Below are 20,869 nucleotides of genomic sequence, written 5' to 3' on the forward strand. Positions count from 1 at the left end.
CACCTTTAAACATAATCAACTAATTGATCCTTACAGGGCCCAAAGCTGCAACGATCCGGATAATAAAAATTAGATGCAGAGTTTAGCTGGTAATAGGCTGTATCATTCATGGCAAGCGCATAACCCCAAGCTATTTCGCTTTTTAAACCTTGGTAAATCGCGACAAGCTCAGCCTTAGCTTTGTACATATCATCATCGCGACTGATCCCCTCTTGAAGAAACCTCTCCAAATGCCTCTCACTCTCCACAACCGCTACACGCTCACCATCTTTACCGGCCAGAACCCTTCCATCCCGAGTCATTCTACACATGACTTTGCGCCACTCTGAGACCGTCTGAATACTCTTAAGCACCCAAATTACGGATTCTTTCCGCTCACTGTAAATGTCAAGAACAAAGCCATCTCCATGACTCTCATAATCCAGATGATCCCAGACACCGTGACGAGTTAGTAGGTAAAGCAACATCCCTTTAGACTCCGGGGTATACCTCAGCAATCTTTCAGGACCAGAATTTACATGCCTGGCGAGGTGATTCCTTCGCTTAGACGCTTCCATCCCCTTAGTGCTTTCACCTAAAATATCCTCCATAAAACTTTTATACTCAGTGGCAATCGACGTAAAACCACTCTTTTTTCGACCATACAACTCATATAAGTCCTCACTCATACTCGCCATCTGCATTACACAATACTGGCTATAAGCTTTAAAAGCTTCTACATCCACCAAATCAAAAAACCCAAAATCCAACCGATACAACTGATAAATCAACCAGGCCCCAAACTCCGCAATCGTATTAGTCCCCACCTCACAAATAACCCCGCCCTTCGCCCCGACGCCCCAGCACAAACTGGCGGCGACGTGGAAGCAGAACTTGCCGTTGATAAAGGTGCAATAGAACTTGCCGCCGGCACCCGCGCCCGCCAGGCCGGCGATGCTGCTGCCGATGGTGCAGAAGTCGGTGTATATTTGCCGGTCGATTGCAACAGGCCGGCGACGTTGGGATTGAGGTCGCGTGGTGGGGTGGGTTTCAGCCATTGCAAGCTGCCCTTGAGGCTGCCTTCGACACGGGCGCCGGCGAAGGCTTGGGCGGTGACGCTGAGGCCTTCGTCTTCGGCGGCCATTTGTTGATGGAACACACCGCGCCCCTGGTTTTTCGTTCATGAAAACGCGGTAGGCGTCCGCCGGGTTGGCCCATCAGCACTTGCTGGTCGCCGCTGCGGGCGATCTGTAGCTGGCCTTCAATCTGCACCGAGGCGCCGACGAAGCCGGTCAATTCGGGGGTCAGGCACAGGCGCAGCAGGCCCATGTTGAAGTCATTGCCGCGGTCGTCGGTGTAGCGCAAGGCCCAACCCAGGCGGTCGGGGACGTAGGCGGTGTAACTGACCTTACCCGAGGCCACTGTCAGCGCTGCATTGGCTTCGCCCTTGAATGCGCCGGTGCCCTTGGCAACGTCAAACTCGCCACTGGCACCGACATTGGAGGCAAAAACGCATGAACTGCGCGCCACGGCTCAGGTCGAGACTGTCGGTCAGCTCCTTGGTGCCGATGAACTGGCTGTGGTTCCAGCTCTCGGCCCAATCGAACAGCACGAAATCGCTTTTCAGTTTATCCAGATCGAAATCCGAGCCGGCCCACTTGAGTACGTCGCGCAATTCCAGTTTGATCTTCGGCCACTCCAGGGCCGTCAACTGTTCAGCCAGTGTGCTGCTCGATATAACGGTTTTTCCGTTTTTATCCTTGCTGTAGATGCTGGCTTGCGCCGAGCGTTTGTCCTTGCCTTTCAGGGAAACGTTATGCAGTTTCCGGCCGGCCTGGGTCTGGCTGAAGTAGCCTTTCTTGACGTAGGCATAGGGTTTCGATTTGCCGTTGCGGCCACCCTTTCCCTGTACGACCGGGATCAGTTCGATCACCTCGTCGTAACTCATCGAGTCCAGGGAAAAATCGCCGAGTTCTTTCTTGATCGCGGCGCGGCTTTTTTCCAGCGCTTGCTCAGCTTCGGTGAGCGCCATCTGGCGCTTTTCTGTTTCACCGGGAGGCAGTGCCACCTTCGACGAAGCGCTGGCATAACGCTCCAGCGCGGTGGAATAGTTGGCGTTGGCACGATGAAAGGCGTCCATGCGCGCATTCATTTCCTGCCAATGAAGTTCAAACTTGCCGGCGTGGTCGTCATCAATGAAGATCAACTCTTCCGTGTCCGGGCGGAAGTAGCACTGCGCGGATTGATGACAGACAACGGCGACAGGATCTTTCCTGCTGCAGCGCAGTGTAGCGACGGGCAATTCAGGCTGGCTCATGAGTCAGGCTCCTCGACTACTCGGAAGACCGCTGTTTGCGTTGCGGATCGAGGCCGTGATAGCGCTGGGTGTGACTGAATAATCTGGCGGTACTGTGAGCAAGATGCATCCCTCCTGGACTTTTCAAGGTACTCGGGGAGGACTTATCCCACCCAAGATCGAGCGCCAGGAGGCTTTCATGAAGGCGATACGGAAGGAAATAAGAAGAATCAACGCGCAAAGTAGGAGGTTTCTTAAAATTGGTTCGCGGCAGCTAAAGAACGAGTAGCGCTTGCGGAAGAAATCAAGTCGACAACCGTCAGTCGGTCTCAACCCCGCTCCTTGCTCACACAGTCGATAATTCGCTCCACCCCACCGCCATAGGCCTACCGGGATGAACAAGCGCGCCCCCTCGTCATGGCTCATCCTGCTGGCCCTCAGCCTGGCGTTCAGCGCCGGCTGTTCCAGCAAAAAACCGTCAACCCAATACGCCTCCGCGTCCAACTGCTATACCAAGGCCGTGCCCACGGTCGGCGAAGGTGGGCTGGCCTGGGGGTCGAGTCTGGGGGTGGCGCGCAGCAAGTCGATGAACAACTGCATCCGTTATGCCGGGCGCTCCGGGGGCACGCCGAACACTTGCAAGGTAGTGTTGGCGCAGTGCAAGCGCTAGCTCAGCCGAGTACCGGAATCACCCGCGACGGCTTGACCGACTTGAAGGAAAAGCTCGAGTAGATTTCCTTCACCGCCGGCAGGGTTTGCAGGACTTCGCGGGCGAATTCGCCGAAGGATTCCAGGTCCTTGGCCACCACTTCGAGCAAAAAGTCGTAGCGTCCGGAGACGTTGTGGCAGGCGACGATCTCGGGGATTTCCAGCAGCCGCTGTTCGAAAGTGCGGGCCATTTCCTGGTTGTGGGATTCCATCATCACGCTGACAAAAGCCGTGACGCCGTAGCCCAGGGCCTTGGGCGAGAGGATTGCCTGATAACCGGTGATCACCCCGCTTTCCTCGAGGATTTTCACCCGCCGCCAGCACGGCGACGTGGTCAGTGCGACCTGGTCGGCCAGTTCGGCGACAGTCAGGCGGGCGTTGCCTTGCAGGGCGTTGAGCAGGGCTTTGTCGGTACGGTCCAAAGCATTGGGCATGTTTTGCCTCGAATTCTTGTTGTTCTGTAGATTCATGCCAAATAGGCGTTTATTTCGCAGGATATTTGGAATTTATCGCGTTGAATTTGAGCATAGCATTGTAGGAAATCAGGGAGCGTTCAGCATGAACAATAAAAACAATGAACTAGGATTTTCGACTCGTGCCATCCATCACGGTTACAACCCGCAGGACCACCACGGCGCGTTGATTCCGCCGATCTACCTGACCTCGACCTTCACCTTCGCCACCGCCGAATACGGCGCCGGCTGTTTTGCCGGTGAAGAAAGCGGGCACTTCTATACACGCATCTCCAACCCGACCCTGGCCCTTCTGGAATCGCGCATGGCGACCCTGGAAAACGGCGAAGCGGCGGTGGCTTTCAGTTCCGGGATGGGGGCGATTTCCGCGACTTTCTGGACCCTGCTGCGGCCCGGCGACGAAGTGATCGTCGACCGCACGTTGTACGGCTGCACCTTCGCCCTGCTGCATCACGGCATCGCCGAGTTCGGGGTCAAGGTGCGCCACGTCGACCTGTCCAACCTCGCCGCGTTGCGCGATGCGATCACCCCGGCCACGCGGATGATCTACTGCGAAACCCCGGCCAACCCGACCATGCAACTGGTGGACATCGCCGCCGTGGCCGCAATCAGCCGCCACCATCCGGACGTGACCCTAGTGGTCGACAACACTTACTGCACGCCTTACCTGCAACGCCCGCTGGAACTGGGTGCCGATCTGGTGGTGCACTCGGCCACCAAATACCTCAGCGGCCACGGCGATATCACCGCCGGCATCGTCGTCACCTCCCAGGTCCTGGCCACTCGTATTCGCCTGCAAGGGCTCAAGGACCTGACCGGCGCGGTGATGTCGCCGCAAGACGCGTTTTTGCTGATGCGCGGGCTCAAAACCCTGGCGCTGCGCATGGAGCGTCATTGCAGCAACGCCCAGGTCATCGCCGAATACCTGCAAGCCCATCCGGCGGTGGCCTGGGTCACCTATCCCGGCCTGCCCTCCTTCGCCCAGTACGAACTGGCGGCGCGGCAAATGAAGCTGCCCGGCGGGATGATTGCCTTTGAGCTCAAAGGCGGCCTGGCCACCGGCCGGCAATTCATGAACGCACTCCACTTGTTCAGTCGAGCGGTCAGCCTTGGCGACGCCGAATCCCTGGCGCAACACCCGGCGAGCATGACCCACTCCACCTACACCCCGGAGCAGCGCGCGGAACACGGCATCTCCGAAGGTCTGGTGCGCCTGTCGGTGGGTCTGGAGGACATCGCCGACCTGCTGGCCGACGTCACCCAAGCCCTGGATGCCTGCGCATGACCACACCCAATGCGATCAACAACGGCCCGGGCGCGCCCCAGGACCAGGACCCCGAAGAGACCCGCGAGTGGCTCGACGCCCTCGCCTCGACCCTCGCCGCCTGCGGCCCGGAGCGCGCCCGTTACCTGCTCAAACGCCTGGAAGAATACGCCAGCGAGCACGGCATCCACCGCGACGCCCAAGCGTTTTCCGCGTACCGCAACACGCTGTCGCTGGAGCAACAGGGCACCTACCCCGGCGACCTGCAACTGGAGGAGCGCATCACTGGCCTGTTGCGCTGGAATGCCCTGGCCATGGTGGTGCGCGCCAACCACGCCTACGGCGAACTGGGTGGCCATATCGCCAGTTACGCCTCGGCGGCGGAGATTTTCGAAGTCGGCTTCCAGCACTTTTTCCGCGGCGATGGCGACAGCGGCCAACGCAATGCCGACCTGGTGTTTTTCCAGCCCCATTCGGCCCCCGGGGTGTATGCCCGGGCCTACTTGGAAGGACGTCTGAGCGAGGCGCAACTGGCCAACTACCGCCAGGAAATCAACGGCCCCGGCCTGTGCTCCTACCCGCACCCGTGGCTGATGCCGGACTTCTGGCAGTTCCCCACCGGTTCCATGGGCATCGGCCCGATCAGCGCGGTGTATCAGGCGCGGTTCATGCGTTACCTGCAGCACCGTGGCTTGGCGCAAACCGAGGGCCGGCATGTCTGGGGGGTATTTGGCGATGGCGAGATGGACGAGCCGGAGTCCATCGCCGGACTGTCCTTGGCGGCCCGCGAGCAACTGGACAACCTGACGTTTATCGTCAACTGCAACCTGCAACGCCTCGATGGCCCGGTGCGTGGCAACGGACAAATCATCCAGGAACTGGAAGCGCTGTTCGCCGGTGCCGGCTGGAATGTGATCAAGGTGCTGTGGGGTTCGGAGTGGGATGGGCTGTTCGCCCGCGACACCGACAACGTCCTGCTCCGGCGCCTGGCCGCGACCCCGGACGGTGAGTACCAGACCCTCGGAGCCCATGACGGCGCCTACAACCTCGAACATTTTTTCCAGAAGGACCCGCATGTGCGACGCCTGGTGGAGCACATGAGCGTCGAGGAGATCAACGGCCTGAAACGTGGCGGCCATGACTTCAGGAAACTCTACGCCGCCTTCGCTGCCGCCAAAGCCTGCAAGGGCCGGCCGACGGTGATCCTGGCCAAGACCAAAAAAGGCTTCGGCATCGGCGCTGCCGGTGAGTCGCGGATGACCGCGCACCAGGCGAAGAAGCTCGATGTCGCTGCCCTGCTGACCTTTCGCGACCGCTTCAAGCTGCCGCTGTCGGACCAGGATGTGGAGCAACTGCGCTTCTACCGGCCGCCGGAAGACAGCGCGGAAATGCGCTACCTGCGCGCGCGCCGCCAGGCCCTGGGCGGACCGCTGCCGGCGCGCAAAAGTACCGCGCCGGTGATCCCTGTGCCGGCGCTGGAGCAGTCCGGCGGCTTTGCGCTGCAGGCCGAGAACAAAGAAATGTCCACCACCATGGCTGCAGTGCGCATCCTCAATGCCTGGCTCAAGGCGCCACAACTGGGGCCAAGGGTCGTACCCATTGTCGCCGACGAAGCGCGGACCTTCGGCATGGCCAGCCTGTTCCGGCAGATCGGCATCTACTCGCCCCACGGTCAGTTGTACGAACCGGAGGACAGCGGCTCGATCCTCTCCTATCGCGAGTCGCGCAGCGGCCAACTGCTGGAGGAAGGCATCACCGAGGCCGGCGCACTGTCTTCCTGGGTGGCTGCGGCGACTTCTTACTCGGTGCATGGCGAGCCGATGCTGCCGGTCTATATCTACTATTCGATGTTCGGCTTCCAGCGCGTCGGCGACCTGATCTGGGCTGCCGCCGACCAGCGTTCGCGGGGCATTCTGCTGGGCGCCACGGCCGGACGCACGACCCTGGGCGGCGAAGGCTTGCAGCACCAGGACGGCTCGAGCCTGGTGATGGCCTCGATGGTGCCCAACTGCCGGGCCTGGGATCCGTGCTTTGCCGGCGAACTGGCAGTGATCCTCGACCACGCCGCGCGGCGCCTGCTGGAGGAGCAATGCGACGAGTTCCACTACGTCGCAGTGATGAACGAAAACTACCCGCAGCCGAGCCTTGATCCGGTGCACCACGCCGATGTCCTGCGCGGCCTCTATCGCTATTCGCGCAGCGGCGAAAGCGCGCCAATCCGCCTGCGCCTGCTGGGCTCCGGGACCATCCTGCGTGAGGTGATTGCTGCCAGCGCGTTGCTGGCCGAGGACTGGGGCATCGCCAGTGAAGTGTTCAGCGCCACCAGTTTCAGCGAGCTGGCCCGTGAAGCCCGCGAGATCGAGCGCGACAACCGCCTGGACGCCCACGAGCAACGCAGCGGGCAACTGGACAAATACCTCGCGGGCAAGCAACCCATCATCGCCGCCAGCGACTACATCCGCGCCTGGCCGCAACTGATCGCCCAGTACCTGGCGGCACCCTACACCGTGCTCGGCACCGACGGCTTTGGGCGCAGTGACAACCGCCAGGCGCTGCGGCAGTTCTTCGAGGTCGACCGGCACAGCATCGTCCTCGCCGGGCTGAAAAGCCTGGTGGACCACGATGGCCTCGACCCGCAGATACTCGCCGAGGCGAACCGCCGCTACCGCCCCGATCCTGCGCCACATGCGCCGTGGAATCGCTGAAAAATCCGCAACACCTTCATGAGTCATTACCCACAGGAGTGGAACCCCATGAGTCGCATCAACAACAAGACCAGCCAACTGTTCGGCGCAATGATCCTTGCCGGGCTGTCCTGCCAGGTGCTGGCCGCCGACACCATCAAAATTGGCATCGCCGGCCCGAAAACCGGGCCGGTGGCACAGTACGGCGACATGCAGTTCAGCGGCGCGCGCATGGCCATTGAGCAGATCAACGCCAAGGGCGGTGTCGACGGCAAGCTACTGGTGGCTGTGGAATACGACGATGCCTGCGACCCCAAGCAGGCCGTAGCGGTGGCCAACAAAGTGGTCAACGACGGCATCAAATACGTGGTCGGGCACCTGTGCTCCAGCTCCACCCAACCGGCCTCGGACATCTATGAAGACGAAGGCATCGTGATGATCACCCCGGCCGCCACCAGCCCGGAACTGACCGCGCGCGGCTACAAGATGATCTTTCGCACCATCGGCCTGGACAACGCCCAGGGCCCGGCGGCAGCACGCTACATCGTCGGCCTGAAACCGGCGAATGTCGCGGTGCTGCACGACAAACAGCAATACGGCGAAGGCATCGCCAGCTCGGTGCGCGAGATCCTTGGCAAGGAGGGCATCAAGGTCGCGATGTTTGAAGGCATCAACGTCGGCGAGCGCGACTACTCGTCGATCCTGACCAAGCTCAAGCAGGCCAATGTCGACTTCGTCTACTTCGGCGGCTACCACCCGGAAATGGGCCTGCTGTTGCGCCAGGCCAAGGAAAAGGGTCTGAGCGCGCGCTTCATGGGCCCCGAAGGTGTGGGCAACGACTCGATCTCGCAGATCGCCAAGGATGCCGCCGAAGGCATGCTGGTGACCTTGCCCAAGTCGTTCGACCAGGATCCGGCCAACCAGGCGCTCGTGGCCGCCTTTACCGCCAAACAGGAAAACCCCAGCGGTCCGTTCGTCCTGCCGACCTATTCGGCGGTAGACGTGATTGCCGGAGCGATCGTCGCGGCCAAGAGTGAAGACCCGGAGAAAGTCGCCGAAGCGATCCACAACGGCACCTTCAAGACCCCCACCGGCGACCTGAGCTTCGACGAAAAAGGCGACCTCAAGGACTTCAAGTTTGTGGTCTACGAGTGGCATTACGGCAAGCCGAAAACCGAAGCCGAGCAAAGCGCCGGGCTGTGACGGGTTAGCCACACCGCATCAATTTCATCGCCAGCAGGCTGGCTCCTACAGGATCTGTTGTCGATCACAGTATCTGTGGTCACTGCAAATCCCTGTGGGAGCTAGCCTGCTAGCGATGCAATCACCTCGGTACACCAGACACACCGCCTGCCGCTAATTCGGATCCAGCAACCCACCCCGCCAATTGCGCGACACCCGGCTGCCGGTGAATTTCGCCACCGCCATGCCCTGGGCGATCAATCGATCGCGGTAGCGGGTGACCAGGCGCCCGGCTTGCTCGGCGTACAGCACCACCTCCGATGAGGGATCACCGGGGCGCTGCAGGATTCGCGCAAAGCGCTGCCCCTCTTCGACAAAATCCCCCAACTCTCTTTCAAACACCAACACGCCAGGCTGCGGCGCGAGGATGGTTTCCATCTGACCCATTTCCAGCACCTGCACCGGCCAGTCAGCGGCAACCTGCGCCTCATCGATCACCCCACAGGCACAGAGCCAGGCGTACAGGCCATTGGCGTCCTGTTCGGCATAAGGGTCGCTGACATCGCCCTGGCCGCGCAGCTCCAGGGTGGCCGCCATCTGCCGCGAATTGACCCCCGCACGCAGCCAGGGGGCGATCACGGTTTCCTCGAAGGAACCGTCACCCCCTTCATCCCAGATAATCGCCACGTCCATGCGCATCGCCGCGGCCAGTTCACGCCCGCGGGGCCAGAAGCTGCGGTGCACGTAGAGATAGGGCAAGGCTTCGTCATCGGTATGGAGGTCGAGCACGATGTCGGCGCTGGCGGCCAATTGCACCAGGCTTTTCTGCCAGTGCTGGATCACACTGCCAGGCCCCTCCGACGCCGCCGACTGATCGAAACCACGGTTGAAGTTGTGCCCGGTGGCGTCATGAAAACGGCCGAGGATACGCCCTTGGCGAAACTGCCCGATGCCCAGGGGATTGGCCTGGGGCACCAGGGTCACCGAACCCTTGAGCCGCCGCGCGTCCTGTGCCTGTTGCAGCTTGGGCATCAGCAGATGCAGGACCAGCATCCCGGCGATTTCATCGGCATGCACCCCGGCCTGCAGGTGCACGGTCGGCCCCTCGCCGCTGCCGTCGAAGCGCCAGGCACCGACCCGCAGCGGGTCGCCATTGTTGTTGCGCACATTGAAGGAAATATCCCGTGCCATCCGCCCGTCTCCCCATTCAAGTCATCGTTATCAGCCTCGCGAACGTGGCTCCACGGCCTCGGACTCCACACCCCCATCGCCACCCTGCGGCGGATACAGCGGTTGCGACACCGAGCACTCGGCGCCCACCACATCCTGCTCGGCGTGACGACCGAAGATCATTGCCAGGGTGCCGCTGACCGCAATCAGCCCAGCGCCGATGATCAGCGAAGTGTCCATCAGCGTGCCCCAGACCAGGCTCGACAGGGCGAACGCCCAGATCAGCCCGGTGTACTCGAAGGGCGCCAGCAGGGTCGCGGTGGCCCGCTGAAAGCTGGCGAACAGCAGGAACTGACCAATCCCGCCCACCAGCCCGGCGGCCAGCATGCCCAGCCAGGCTGGGGTCGGCGCCGGGGTGTGGGTCCAGGGCAGCGCCAGCAGCATGCACAGCACAAACACCACGTTGGTGATCAGCATTTGTTCCAGTACCGAAGTCTGCTCATCGACCTGGCGCAACTGGATATAGGTAAACGCCCAGCACATCGCCGCCAACAGGGTCAGGACGATGGGCAACGGGTTAGTAATGTCGCTGGGTCGGCAGGCGATAATCACCCCGACAAAGCCGATGATCAGGCTGAACCACTGCCAGCCGCTGGCGCGCTCCTTGAGAATCAACGCCGCCAGCACCGTGACCATGATCGGCGCCGAGAAATACAGGGTGGTCATCTCTGCCAGGGTCAGGTCGCGGGCGGCGGTGTAGTACAGCAGCCAGGCGACAATCGACAGCAGCCCGCGTACCACCAGCAAGCGTCGGCTCGGCGAGCGCCAGGCCCGCCGGACCAACTGACTGCGACCCACCAGCAGGCAGGCGACAACCACCACCAGGCTGCGCCAGAACAGAATGCTGACCACCGAATAATCGGCCACCAGCCACTTGATCGCGGCATCCTGCAGGGCGAGGAACGCGTAGCCCAGGGTGCACAGGCCAATGCCTTGCAGCGAGCGGTCGACCCGCGACACGGTCATCAGACTGACCTGCGCAGCGGGGTGCCGCGGCGTTCGGCAAAGGCGAACAACGCTTCGATCAGGAACGTCAGGCAGACATAGACTCCGGCCACCAGCAGCAGCGGTTCGTAGACTTGCAGGGTCTGCGCACGCACCACGTTAGCGGCGCCGAGCAGGTCGATCACGGCGATGGTCGAGGCCAGCGCGGTGGACTTGAGCAGCATCACGCTCTCGCCGGCCAGAGTCGGCAACAGCAAGCGCATCGCCCGTGGCAAGCGCACCCGCAGCAGGGACTGGCGGGCCGTCATGCCGAAGGCCGAGGCGGCTTCCATCTCGCCCTTGGGCACGGCCAACAGACCACCACGGATCACTTCGCCAACATAGGCGCCCACCGACAGCACCAGGGCGAACACGATGTACCAGTAGCCGTCGCGCAAATAGGGCCAGAACAGGCTGCCGCGAATCAGCGGGAACTGGGCGAACAGGCTGCCCAGGCCGTAATAGAAGATGTAGATCTGGATCAGCAACGGCGTGCCCCGCCACAGGCTGGTGTAGAACAGACTGGCCTTGGCGATCACGCGGTTTTTCGAGATCCGCGCCAGCGCCACCAGCACCGCCAGGGCGAAACCGATCACGCTGGAAATCAACAGCAGGCTAACGGTGGTTTGCAGGCCTCGGCCCAACAAGGCCGCGTATTCGACAATCCATGCTGGAATCATTGCATTCACTCAGCCAAAGGCATCCAGCGACGAATCCGTCGCTCAAGCCGTCCCGACAGGTAGTTGGACAGCAGCGTCACCGCGTAGTACAGCGCGGCAGCCGTGAGGTAGAACAGCAGGTAATGCCGGGTCGAACCCGCGCCCTGTTTGGCGGTGTACAGCAATTCATTGGTGCCGACCACGCTGATCAGGGCGCTGTCCTTGATCAGGTTGATCCACAGGTTGGCCATGCCGGCCAGCGCGTACGGCGCCATGATCGGCAGCGTGACGCGGCGGAACAGGGCAAAGCCGTGAAGGCCGAAAGCCTTGCCCGCCTCGATCTGACCAAAAGGAATGGCCTGAATCGCCGCGCGAAAAATCTCCGAGGCGTAGGCGCCTTGTACCAAACCCAATACCAGGATTGCCGCCAGCGGTCCGCTGAGGTCCAGTGGCGGCTGACCCAGATGGGCGAGCAGCGCGTTGAGCAGCATCGAGCCGACGTAGTACAGCAGCAGGATCAACAGCAATTCCGGTACGGCGCGGAACAGCGTGGTGTAGGTGCGCATCAGCGCCGCAATCGGCTTCGGCGCACCGAGCTTGAGACAAGCCACCACCAGGCCAATCAACATACCGACCACAAAGGCCCCGGCCGATATCTGCAGGGTCATCCACAGCCCCCGCAACAACGCACCACCCCAGCCTTGATCGCCGAAGCCGATTAACTCGAACATTGCCGGCATTACCGACTCCCTCTCAGCACAGCTCAATCATTGTGTAGGAGCGAGCTCGCGATGGACGCCAGGACACCGCAGCTAAACAGACATAGCGCGTTGTCGTTGGCGTTTTTCGCGAGCAAGCTCGCGCCTACAGAAGCCCAAGCCGAGTCGCACTCAAAACGCCGGCTTCACATTGATCCCGAAATACCGCTGCGACAGATCGTCATAGTCCTTGCTCGCCAGCAGGGTCTCGATCGCCTGGTCGAGCTGCGCCTTGAGTTCGGTGTCGTCCTTGCGCAGCCCCGCGCCGACGCCTTTGCCGAAGATCGGGTCATAGGGCACAGTGCTGAGGAACGCGAGGTTCTGCGCGTCAGGGGTTTTGACGAACTCGGTCATGGCCGTGCCGTCGGCCATCATCAGGTCGATGCGCCCGGCGATCAGGTCGGCATTGGCCGAGTCCTGGGTGTCGTAGTACTTCACGTCGGCGATTTTTTCGTAATAAGCCTTCAGGTAGCTGGCACTGACGGTGGAGTTCTGCACGCCGATGACCTTGCCCTTGAGGTCATCCGGGTACTTGCTCACGGTCGTCCCCTTGGGCCCAACCACGGCAATCGCCGAGTCGTAATAGGCCTTGCTGAAAGCGATCTGTTTCTCGCGTTCGGCGGTCACCGACATCGAGGAGAAAATCACGTCGATCTTCTTCGCCAGCAGCGACGGAATGATCCCGTCCCAGGCCACTTCCTTGATCTCGCACTCGGCTTTCATCTGCGTGCAGAGCTTGTGGATCAGGTCCACCTCGAAGCCCTTCCACTCACCGTTGGCCTGCTTCTCGGTGTACGGCGGATAAGGTTCGGCAGCCACCGCGAACCTGATCGGCTGGGCTTGCGCCGCGCTCATGCCGGCCAGCAATACGCAGGCCACGCCTGTCATCCAGTTTGCCAAACGTCGATTTCCCATGATGTTGCCCCGTGTTTTTTATTGTTGGTCAGCGAGTCTGATGAGCATTGACGAACTGTCGGCAACGCTCACTGCGTGGGTGTACGAACACTTCGTCCGGCGCGCCGGTTTCCTCGATCAGCCCCTGGTGCAGGAACGCGACCTTGGATGAGACATCGCGAGCGAAGGCCATTTCATGGGTCACCAGGATCATGGTCCGGCCTTCTTCAGCGAGCGAGCGGATCACCCGCAGCACTTCGCCGACCAGTTCCGGGTCGAGTGCCGAGGTGGGTTCATCGAACAGCATGACCTTGGGCCGCATGGCCAGGGCCCGGGCGATCGCCACCCGTTGCTGTTGGCCCCCGGAGAGAAACGCCGGGTACTCGTTGCGCTTGGCCGCCAGGCCGACACGTTCGAGCAGTGCTTCGGCCCGTTCGGTGGCCTCGGCCCGGCTTTCACGCAGGACCTGAGTCGGCGCTTCGATGAGGTTTTCCAGTACCGTGCGATGGGGCCAGAGATTGAAGTTCTGGAACACCATGCCGAGGCTGGACCTTATACGAACAAGCTGCTTGGTGTCGGACACCAACGGCGCGCCAGGGCGAGTGTGGTTGAGACGAATGCTTTCGCCGTCTACCAGGACCCGCCCCTGGTCGGGCACTTCGAGCATGTTGATGCAGCGCAGCAAGGTGCTCTTGCCCGAACCGCTGGCGCCGATCAGTGAGATCACCTCACCTTCGCGAGCAGTCAGCGAGACGCCCTTGAGCACTTCGATATTGCCGAATTTTTTATGCAGGCCATCGACCTCGATCATGGTCCGGCTCGATGCGGGCGGCTCGACACTGATCCGAGGCGTGGCCGGTTTCGGCGGCTCATCGAACCGCACAACCGGCAGTTCGTGGCCCAGACTCAGCAACACCTGTTCGGCATGGGCCAACAGCGCCGGATCAGCGACCAGCCAACCCATTCGCTCACCGTTCAGGCCCTGACTGCCGATCACCACGCAGCGCTCGGCCATGCCCGGCAGCGCTGCCAGTCCCTGGGGCTCGCCGTCGTTTATCTGACCTGCATCGCCGACGTCAAGCACCACCCACAGGTCATGGGCGATGGCCAGGTCGGCGATGGCTTGCAACGTCTCAGGGTTAAACAGAACGCCGCTGTTGGGCTGCCGATTGGCCAGGACAATCGCCCGGCTGCGCGGGGAAATGGCCTTGGCCAACAGCGTGGCGTCGAACGTTGAAAATTCCTCAGCGCTACACGCCACCCGCACCAACGTCGCGCCGCTGGCCTGGAGAGCGGCCTGATGTTGCAAGGGCATGGGATCGAGGGCCAGCACTTCGTCGCCGGCCGTGAGCAGGCAAAGTGCGGTGGCGAGCAGCGCATTCTGCGGCCCCGCCACGTGCAGCAGATTAGTTGCCCGAGATTCACCACCAGCGTCATCGTGCGTCGGAGGATGGAGTTCCCGGGCAGTCACACCCTGACCACGGATTCGCTCAACGAAGGGTGAAAACCGCATGCCAGTGCCTCGTTCAAGATGAAGAAACGCAAGCCCGCAACCAGCCGGGAAGAAGGTCGGAACAACATAATTGAGACTGAACAGTCGTTCAACAGAAAAGTGTGGGGCTTGCGCAATTAGGGTAAACAGGTCGTTTTTACGACAGTCTTGACGCTTTCAAAACACCCCAGCCGAATCGGCTGTGGCGCTGTCAATTTCGACCGCCGCGGCTGCGCAAGGGCCACGCAATGGCCGAGATAGACGGTCGTAAACGCCGACAATAGAGCCATCAGCACACCTTGCGCCCTACCCTCAACTGCCAATAAAAAGGTACGCCCATGACCCGTTATGTTGATGTCCAAGACCTGAGCCGCCTGGTCCAGGAGAAAGGCCTGGCCACCTGCCTGAGCGAAATGGCCGAGTACATTCGCCAGGACTACCTGCGCTGGGAAGACTTCGAGAAATGTGCGCGCCTGGCCAACCATTCGCCGGACGGCGTGATCGAATTGATGCCGGTCTCGGACGCGACGCTGTACGCCTTCAAGTACGTCAACGGCCATCCGAAGAACACGCATCACGGCATGCTCACGGTCATGGCCTTTGGCGCCCTGGGTGACGTAGGCACCGGCAAGCCGGTGCTGCTCAGCGAAATGACCCTGACCACGGCGATCCGCACTGCCGCCACTTCGGCCCTCGCCGCGCGCTACCTGGCACGCCCCGAGAGCCGACGCATGGCGCTGATCGGCAACGGCTCGCAGAGCGAATTCCAGGCCCTGGCCTTCCATACCCTGCTGGGCATCACTGAGTTGAGCCTGTATGACATCGACCCGGCGGCGAGCGCCAAACTGGCGGCCAACCTCAACGCCTTCCCGGCCCTCAAGGTGAGCATTGCCACCAGCGTCGCCGACGCGGTGCGCGGCGCCGATATCGTCACCACGGTGACCGCCGACAAGACCTACGCCACCATCCTCACCCCGGACATGATCGAGCCAGGCATGCACCTGAATGCCGTGGGCGGCGACTGCCCGGGCAAGACCGAGCTGCATCGCGAGATCGTCGAGCGTGCCCGGGTGATCGTCGAATACGAACCGCAAAGCCGTGTCGAAGGGGAAATCCAGCACATGCCGGCCGACTCGCCGGTGACCGAGTTCTGGCAGGTGGTCAACGGCCAGGTGCAGGGCCGCCAGAACCCCGGGCAAGTGACTCTGTTCGACTCGGTGGGTTTCGCTCTGGAAGACTACTCGGCACTGCGCTACGTGCTGGACGTGGCCAAGGCCCTGGACATCGGCAGCGAGATCGAGCTGGTGCCGGAGTTGCAGGACCCGAAAAACCTCTTCGCCCTGCTGCAACCGCACAAAGCCGGCGCGCAATTGCGCCGGGCCTGATCAAACGGCGCACCCTACGGGGCGCACGTTCTCAAGGATCGACCTGGCCCATCAGTTCGCTGACCGACTCCGGGCGTTTGGCGTAACGCTGGGCCAGCACCGCACAGACCATCAACTGAATCTGGTGGAACAGCATCAACGGCAGGATCAGCACGCCGATGGTGCTGCCGGCGAACAACACCTGGGCCATTGGCACGCCGGTGGCCAGGCTTTTCTTCGAACCGCAGAACAAAATGGTGATGCGGTCTTCCTGATTGAAACCGAAGGCCTTGCCCAACAAGGTCGCGGCCACCAGCACCAGCGCCAGGACGATGCAGCAAACCACCACCAGTCCTAGCAGATCGAGCACGGGGATCTTGTGCCAGATGCCCTCGATCACCGCCTCGCTGAACGCGCCGTAGACCACCAGCAGAATCGAACCCTGATCGACAAAACGCAGCCAGCTCTTGTTGCGGCCCACCCAGGCGCCGATCCAGCGTCGGGCGATCTGCCCGGCGATGAATGGCAGCAGCAGTTGCACGCTGATTTTCAGGATTGCATCGAGGGTCGAGCCGCCGTCGCCGTGCACGTCCAGCAGCAAGGTCACCAGCAACGGCGTGAGGAAGATGCCGAACAGGCTGGAGGCCGCCGCACTGCAGATGGCCGCCGGGATATTGCCCCGGGCCAGGGAGGTAAACGCAATCGCCGATTGCACGGTGGCAGGCAGCGCGCACAGGTAGAGCATGCCCATGTACAGCTCAGTGCCGATCAGCGGCGAAAGCAAGGGCTTGAGGGCCAGGCCAAGCACCGGGAAGAGCACGAAGGTCAGGCCGAACACCAACAGGTGCAGGCGCCAGTGACCGGCACCGGCGATGATCGACTCGCGGGACAGTTTGGCGCCGTGGAGGAAAAACAGCAGGGCAATGGCGATGTTGGTCAGCCAGCCAAAACCGACCGCGACCTGGCCGCTGGCAGGCAGGAAGCTGGCGAGAAGCACCACGCCGACCAGCGTCAGGGTGAAGTTGTCGGGGAGGAAACGGGGACGGGTCATGGGGATTTATCCGGGGGTTGCAAGTACATGGGGTTGACTCTAACGTGCCTGTCGATGACCGACTAACGCCAAAGAGCCAGCCGATGCCGCCTAAAGGACAGGAAAAAAGCTACCGCCGCAGCGTGCCGGGGCTGCCGAGCCTGCCGCGACCGGTCTACGGGCGCACCGAATCGCTGCCCAATCGGGCCTTGACCCGCCGTCACAGCCATCCCTGGGTACAGCTGTCCTACGCGATTCAGGGCGTTCTTGAGGTGCAGACCAGCGTCGGCCGCTTCGTCGCCCCGCCCCAGCGCGCGGTGTGGATTCCAGCCGGCGTGCCGCATCGGGTGTTCAGTTCGGCGCGCACCGAAATGCGCAGCCTGTACCTGGATTGCAGCGTCACCGCCTGGGCGCCACCGCGTTGCCATGTGCTGGGGGTCAGTGATCTGCTGCGCGAACTGATCCGCAGCTTCAGTCAGTTGCCGGTGGAATATCAGCAGGACGGCGCCCACGGGCGGTTAGTGCAGGTGCTGCTCGATCAACTGGCCGAAGCGCCGCCCATCGACCTGATGCTGCCGCTGCCCCAGGACAGTCGCCTGCGGCAGATTTACCAGAGCCTGCAAGCACACCCGGAACAACAGACCACGCTGGCGCAGTGGAGCGAGAAATTCGCCGTGGCCGAGAAAACCCTCAGTCGCCTGTTTGTGCGCGACACCGGCCTGACCTTCCGCGCCTGGCGCCAGCGTTTGCGACTGTTGGGCGCGCTGACCCCGCTGGAACAGGGCGAGCGCGTCACCGATGTGGCCCTGGCCTGCGGCTACGACTCGACCTCGGCCTTTATCGCCGCCTTTCGTCAGCAACTGGGCGCCACACCCGGGGAGTTCTTCCCCTGAACCGCAGCGCCTGCCTGCGACCAATTGTCCAGTGTGCGGCACTGCGTCGCGGCATTTTGTTAGGATGCTCGCATTTTTTACGCTGACTACCTGCCAGGTCGTGTCGCCTGCCAGGCTGCCAAAGGGCGCTAACGCATGAGTGTTTTGTTGAATCGCCGCCAGGTGATTGCGGGAATGGGGTTGTTGAGTCTGGGCCTGCTGACCGGCTGTGACAGTCGCGGCGAGCTGTCCTACAAGTACGGCAAGGACCTGAGTGACAAGATCCTCGGACGCACGTTCAAGTTGAAAAACACCGACGGTGAAGTGCAAACCCTGTCGAGCTTTCGCGGCATGATGCCGATGGTGTTCTTCGGTTTCACCCAATGCCCGGCGATCTGCCCGACCACGCTTGCCCGTGCGGCGAAAATCAAGAAACTGATGGGCCGCGATGGCGACCGCCTGCAAGTGATCTTCATCACCCTGGACCCGGAACGCGACACGCCGCAGGTGCTCGACGCCTACGTCAAAGCCTTCGACCCGTCGTTTGTCGCGCTCTACGGCACCCTCGAAGAAACCGCGGCCACGGCCAAAGAGTTCGACGTGTTCTACGAAAAAGTTCCCAGCGGTTCGACCTACACCCTGTCCCATACCGCCACCAGCTTTGTTTTCGACTCCCGGGGCACCTTGCGCCTGGGCCTGTCGCAGTCGCTTTCGGCACAAGAGTGCACGGAAGACCTGCTCACCGTCATGGAGGTCTGCTAATGACCGCAACGTTCGCCAAATCCCGTTTCAGTCCACTCCTGCTTGGCGCCGCCCTGCTCGGCCTGGCCTTCCAGGTGTCGGCCCAGACCCAGGTCGATGACGCCTGGGTCCGCGCCACCGTCGCCGGCCAACAGGCCACCGGCGCGTTCATGACCCTCACTGCCAGCACTGACAGCAAGCTGGTCGAGGTGCAATCGCCAGCGGCCAAGCTGGTCCAGGTGCACCAGATGAGCATGCACGACGAAGTGATGAGCATGAAGGAAGTCAAGTCAGTCGAACTGCCTGCCGGTAAGGCGGTGAGCCTCGATCCCCACGGCTACCATGTGATGCTGATGGAGTTGGTGGCGCAAGTGAAGGAAGGCGACAAAGTGCCGCTGACCCTGATCATCGAGAACGCCAAGGGTGAGAAAGAGTCGGTCCAGGTAGAAGCGCCGGTGCGGGCGCTGAACATGGCTGACCATAAGATGTAAGCACCCTGGAAAAACGACCGCAGGAGCTGGCTTGTTGGGTCGCCGCATCGCAGCGAAGGCGGCGGAACATCCAATACAGACGGTGACAGATAGACCGCTTTCGCTGGCAAGCCAGCTCCTACAGGGCTTGTGAACGACACACAAACTGTAGGAGCTGCCCGGGCGGCGTTCCGCTGCTCGCGATTAGACCCTCCACAACCGCCATGCAGTGAATGCCCGCAAAGATTGCAGTCTGGATCCTCTCAACGCTACTATTGAGAACGATTCACACTAACATCTGGAAAGCCGACCGGTGCAATCCCCTCCGAGCAGCAAGCTGGGTTTCTTTTTCAGCGATCATCACCGTTGGCTGTTGCAGCATATCCAGCGCCGCCTGCGCAATCATGCGGACGCCGAGGACACCGCCGCCGATACTTTCTGCCAGATGCTCGCAGCGCGAGTCGATCCGGACAGCATCGACCAACCGCGCGCCTACCTGTCGACCATTGCCCGACGGTTGATCTTCGACCGCCATCGCCGGCGCAAGCTGGAGTTGGCCTACCTCGAACGCCTGTCGGCGCTGCCGGAACTGCTCGCGCCCTCCCCCGAAGAACAACTGCAACTGATCGAAGCGCTGGTGGCCATCGACCGCGCCATCGACGGCCTGCCGCTGATCGTCAAGGCGACCTTCCTCTACAGCCAACTCGACGGCCTTAGCTACGTCGAGATCGCGCGCAAGCTCGATTTGTCGGAGCGCACTGTCAGCCGCTACATGAAACAGGCGCTGCGCCAGTGCTACCTGAGCGAGATGGGCTTATGAGCGCGCCACGCCTGGACCCGATCAGCGAGCAGGCCATCGACTGGATGGTCAAGCTGCGCGCCGGCCAACCCGATCCACTGTTGCAGGAGCGCTTGAATACCTGGCTGGCGCAGGACCCGGCGCACCTGCAGGCCTGGAATATCTTGCAGGACCGCCTCGGTGGCTCGTTCAACACCCTGCGTGCCCTCGACCGACGCGTACCTGGCCAGGCTGGAGCCGCCCGCCAGTTACTGTTGCAGCCCCAGGGCACCCGCCGCGACGCATTGCGCGTCATTACCGGCCTTGGCCTGCTCGGGGGCGGCCTCTGGCTTGGCGCCCGCAGCCCGCTGGGCGACAGCCTGCTGGCGGACCTGCACACCGGGCGCGCTGAACGGCGCAATTTCACCCTGGCCGACGGCAGTCGTCTGAGCCTGAATGCCGAAAGCGCGGTGGACTTGCTATTCGACCAGCGTCAGCGCCTGGTGCTCCTGCGCCATGGCGAACTGCTGATCCAGGTCGCCGCCGATCCACACCGCCCGCTGCGGGTGCGCACCGCCCAGGGCGAAGTGCAGGCCCTGGGCACGCGCTTTCTGGTGAGCCAGGAGCAAGACGCCACCCGCATCGTGGTGCTGCAGCACTCGGTGCAGTTGCGGCTGTTCGATGGCAGCCAGCGGGTCCTCGAAGAAGGCCAGGCCGCGCTGCTCTACGATCGGCAGATCGTCGCCCTCGAGCGCGATCAACGCCAGCGCGCCGACTGGCTCGACGGCCGATTGAACGTGCTCGATGAACCGCTGGAACAGGTGGTCGAGGCCTTGCGCCCCTACAGCCGTGGGCTCGTGCGGGTGGATCCGCAGATTCGCGACTTGCGCGTGCAAGGCGTATTCCCCCTCGACGACCCGCAGAAATCCTTCGCCGCGCTGGCCGAAACCCTGCCGATCCGGGTCGAGCGCTACAGCCCGTGGCTGACCCTGATTCGGTCGCAATAAGCCG

Annotated in this window: 21 protein-coding genes and 1 pseudogene; 10 read left to right on the top strand and 12 right to left on the bottom strand. The window is 62.0% G+C overall.

Annotated features, from left to right (window positions below; genetic code table 11):
* Window positions 1–5: 5 nt before the first annotated feature.
* Genes KW062_RS16770 through KW062_RS16780 form a run of 3 tightly spaced genes read right to left on the bottom strand, consistent with a single transcriptional unit; the run spans window position 6 to window position 2,296 of the window.
* The gene (locus KW062_RS16770; RefSeq protein WP_218424789.1) at window positions 6–1,037 is read right to left on the bottom strand and encodes a hypothetical protein; all 1,032 of its coding nucleotides are present in this window, start codon (window positions 1,035–1,037) and stop codon (window positions 6–8) included.
* On the bottom strand, window positions 1,030–1,509 hold the full coding sequence (locus KW062_RS16775; protein WP_218424790.1) for a hypothetical protein: 480 nt from the start codon (window positions 1,507–1,509) through the stop codon (window positions 1,030–1,032). The genes KW062_RS16770 and KW062_RS16775 overlap by 8 nt, the downstream gene beginning before the upstream one ends.
* Window positions 1,454–2,296: a hypothetical protein gene (locus KW062_RS16780; RefSeq protein ID WP_218424792.1), complete on the bottom strand. Its 843-nt coding sequence runs from the start codon at window positions 2,294–2,296 to the stop codon at window positions 1,454–1,456. Before KW062_RS16780 ends, KW062_RS16775 begins: the two co-directional genes overlap by 56 nt.
* A 373-nt stretch (window positions 2,297–2,669) precedes the next feature.
* Between KW062_RS16780 and KW062_RS16785 the strand changes: the two genes are divergently transcribed.
* Window positions 2,670–2,945, top strand: a complete 276-nt coding sequence (locus KW062_RS16785; RefSeq protein WP_105755361.1) for a hypothetical protein — start codon at window positions 2,670–2,672, stop codon at window positions 2,943–2,945.
* A 1-nt stretch (window position 2,946) separates the two neighbouring features.
* Here the strand turns inward: KW062_RS16785 and KW062_RS16790 are convergent, their stop codons facing one another.
* Window positions 2,947–3,417 (bottom strand): Lrp/AsnC family transcriptional regulator, encoded by a 471-nt coding sequence (locus tag KW062_RS16790; RefSeq protein ID WP_027618125.1) that lies wholly within the window; start codon window positions 3,415–3,417, stop codon window positions 2,947–2,949.
* 124 nt (window positions 3,418–3,541) lie between these two features.
* Here KW062_RS16790 and KW062_RS16795 point away from each other — a divergent pair, with 124 nt between their 5' ends.
* Genes KW062_RS16795 through KW062_RS16805 form a run of 3 tightly spaced genes read left to right on the top strand, consistent with a single transcriptional unit; the run spans window position 3,542 to window position 8,607 of the window.
* The gene (locus KW062_RS16795) at window positions 3,542–4,741 is read left to right on the top strand and encodes a methionine gamma-lyase (protein ID WP_105755362.1); all 1,200 of its coding nucleotides are present in this window, start codon (window positions 3,542–3,544) and stop codon (window positions 4,739–4,741) included.
* Entirely contained in the window at window positions 4,738–7,425 is a 2,688-nt protein-coding gene (gene mdeB, locus KW062_RS16800) for an alpha-ketoglutarate dehydrogenase (protein WP_105755363.1), read from the top strand. Before KW062_RS16795 ends, mdeB begins: the two co-directional genes overlap by 4 nt.
* Window positions 7,426–7,473: 48 nt before the next feature.
* Window positions 7,474–8,607 carry a branched-chain amino acid ABC transporter substrate-binding protein gene (locus KW062_RS16805; protein ID WP_027618122.1) on the top strand — a complete coding sequence of 378 codons (1,134 nt, stop codon included), beginning with the start codon at window positions 7,474–7,476 and terminating at the stop codon, window positions 8,605–8,607.
* Window positions 8,608–8,760: 153 nt separating this feature from the next.
* Here KW062_RS16805 and KW062_RS16810 read toward each other — a convergent pair whose 3' ends face one another.
* The 7 genes and pseudogenes from KW062_RS16810 to KW062_RS29300 form a co-directional block, all read right to left on the bottom strand.
* Window positions 8,761–9,777 carry a succinylglutamate desuccinylase/aspartoacylase domain-containing protein gene (locus KW062_RS16810; protein WP_027618121.1) on the bottom strand — a complete coding sequence of 339 codons (1,017 nt, stop codon included), beginning with the start codon at window positions 9,775–9,777 and terminating at the stop codon, window positions 8,761–8,763.
* A gap of 30 nt (window positions 9,778–9,807) precedes the next feature.
* Window positions 9,808–10,782 carry a DMT family transporter gene (locus tag KW062_RS16815; RefSeq protein WP_027618120.1) on the bottom strand — a complete coding sequence of 325 codons (975 nt, stop codon included), beginning with the start codon at window positions 10,780–10,782 and terminating at the stop codon, window positions 9,808–9,810.
* On the bottom strand, window positions 10,782–11,480 hold the full coding sequence (locus tag KW062_RS16820; RefSeq protein ID WP_105755364.1) for an ABC transporter permease: 699 nt from the start codon (window positions 11,478–11,480) through the stop codon (window positions 10,782–10,784). The genes KW062_RS16815 and KW062_RS16820 overlap by 1 nt, the downstream gene beginning before the upstream one ends.
* A gap of 5 nt (window positions 11,481–11,485) precedes the next feature.
* A complete protein-coding gene (locus KW062_RS16825; protein WP_027618118.1) occupies window positions 11,486–12,199 on the bottom strand; it encodes an ABC transporter permease in 714 nt (237 codons plus the stop codon).
* A 150-nt stretch (window positions 12,200–12,349) separates the two neighbouring features.
* The gene (locus tag KW062_RS16830; protein WP_027618117.1) at window positions 12,350–13,132 is read right to left on the bottom strand and encodes a transporter substrate-binding domain-containing protein; all 783 of its coding nucleotides are present in this window, start codon (window positions 13,130–13,132) and stop codon (window positions 12,350–12,352) included.
* Window positions 13,133–13,160: 28 nt separating this feature from the next.
* On the bottom strand, window positions 13,161–13,922 hold the full coding sequence (locus KW062_RS29295) for an ABC transporter ATP-binding protein (protein ID WP_256351132.1): 762 nt from the start codon (window positions 13,920–13,922) through the stop codon (window positions 13,161–13,163).
* A gap of 114 nt (window positions 13,923–14,036) precedes the next feature.
* Window positions 14,037–14,624: pseudogene (locus tag KW062_RS29300) on the bottom strand (aminotransferase class I/II-fold pyridoxal phosphate-dependent enzyme); the annotation flags it as partial.
* 317 nt (window positions 14,625–14,941) lie between these two features.
* On the opposite strand from KW062_RS29300, the gene KW062_RS16840 reads away from it, so the two are divergent.
* A complete protein-coding gene (locus tag KW062_RS16840; protein WP_105755366.1) occupies window positions 14,942–15,988 on the top strand; it encodes an ornithine cyclodeaminase in 1,047 nt (348 codons plus the stop codon).
* Window positions 15,989–16,019: 31 nt separating this feature from the next.
* On the opposite strand, the gene KW062_RS16845 is transcribed toward KW062_RS16840, so the two are convergent.
* Complete coding sequence (locus KW062_RS16845; RefSeq protein WP_105755367.1) at window positions 16,020–17,018, bottom strand: bile acid:sodium symporter family protein; 999 nt, start codon at window positions 17,016–17,018, stop codon at window positions 16,020–16,022.
* A gap of 83 nt (window positions 17,019–17,101) precedes the next feature.
* On the opposite strand from KW062_RS16845, the gene KW062_RS16850 reads away from it, so the two are divergent.
* The 5 genes from KW062_RS16850 (at window position 17,102) to KW062_RS16870 (ending at window position 20,865) form a co-directional block, all read left to right on the top strand.
* Entirely contained in the window at window positions 17,102–17,890 is a 789-nt protein-coding gene (locus KW062_RS16850) for an AraC family transcriptional regulator (protein WP_027618113.1), read from the top strand.
* Between the two features lie 135 nt (window positions 17,891–18,025).
* Window positions 18,026–18,631, top strand: a complete 606-nt coding sequence (locus KW062_RS16855) for an SCO family protein (RefSeq protein ID WP_027618112.1) — start codon at window positions 18,026–18,028, stop codon at window positions 18,629–18,631.
* Window positions 18,631–19,101, top strand: a complete 471-nt coding sequence (locus KW062_RS16860; RefSeq protein WP_027618111.1) for a copper chaperone PCu(A)C — start codon at window positions 18,631–18,633, stop codon at window positions 19,099–19,101. Before KW062_RS16855 ends, KW062_RS16860 begins: the two co-directional genes overlap by 1 nt.
* A 292-nt stretch (window positions 19,102–19,393) precedes the next feature.
* Complete coding sequence (locus tag KW062_RS16865) at window positions 19,394–19,900, top strand: sigma-70 family RNA polymerase sigma factor (RefSeq protein WP_105755368.1); 507 nt, start codon at window positions 19,394–19,396, stop codon at window positions 19,898–19,900.
* Window positions 19,897–20,865 carry a FecR domain-containing protein gene (locus tag KW062_RS16870; RefSeq protein ID WP_027618109.1) on the top strand — a complete coding sequence of 323 codons (969 nt, stop codon included), beginning with the start codon at window positions 19,897–19,899 and terminating at the stop codon, window positions 20,863–20,865. The genes KW062_RS16865 and KW062_RS16870 overlap by 4 nt, the downstream gene beginning before the upstream one ends.
* Window positions 20,866–20,869 lie beyond the last annotated feature (4 nt).

Origin of the sequence: Pseudomonas fluorescens (genome assembly GCF_019212185.1) — a bacterium.
GTDB lineage: Bacteria > Pseudomonadota > Gammaproteobacteria > Pseudomonadales > Pseudomonadaceae > Aquipseudomonas.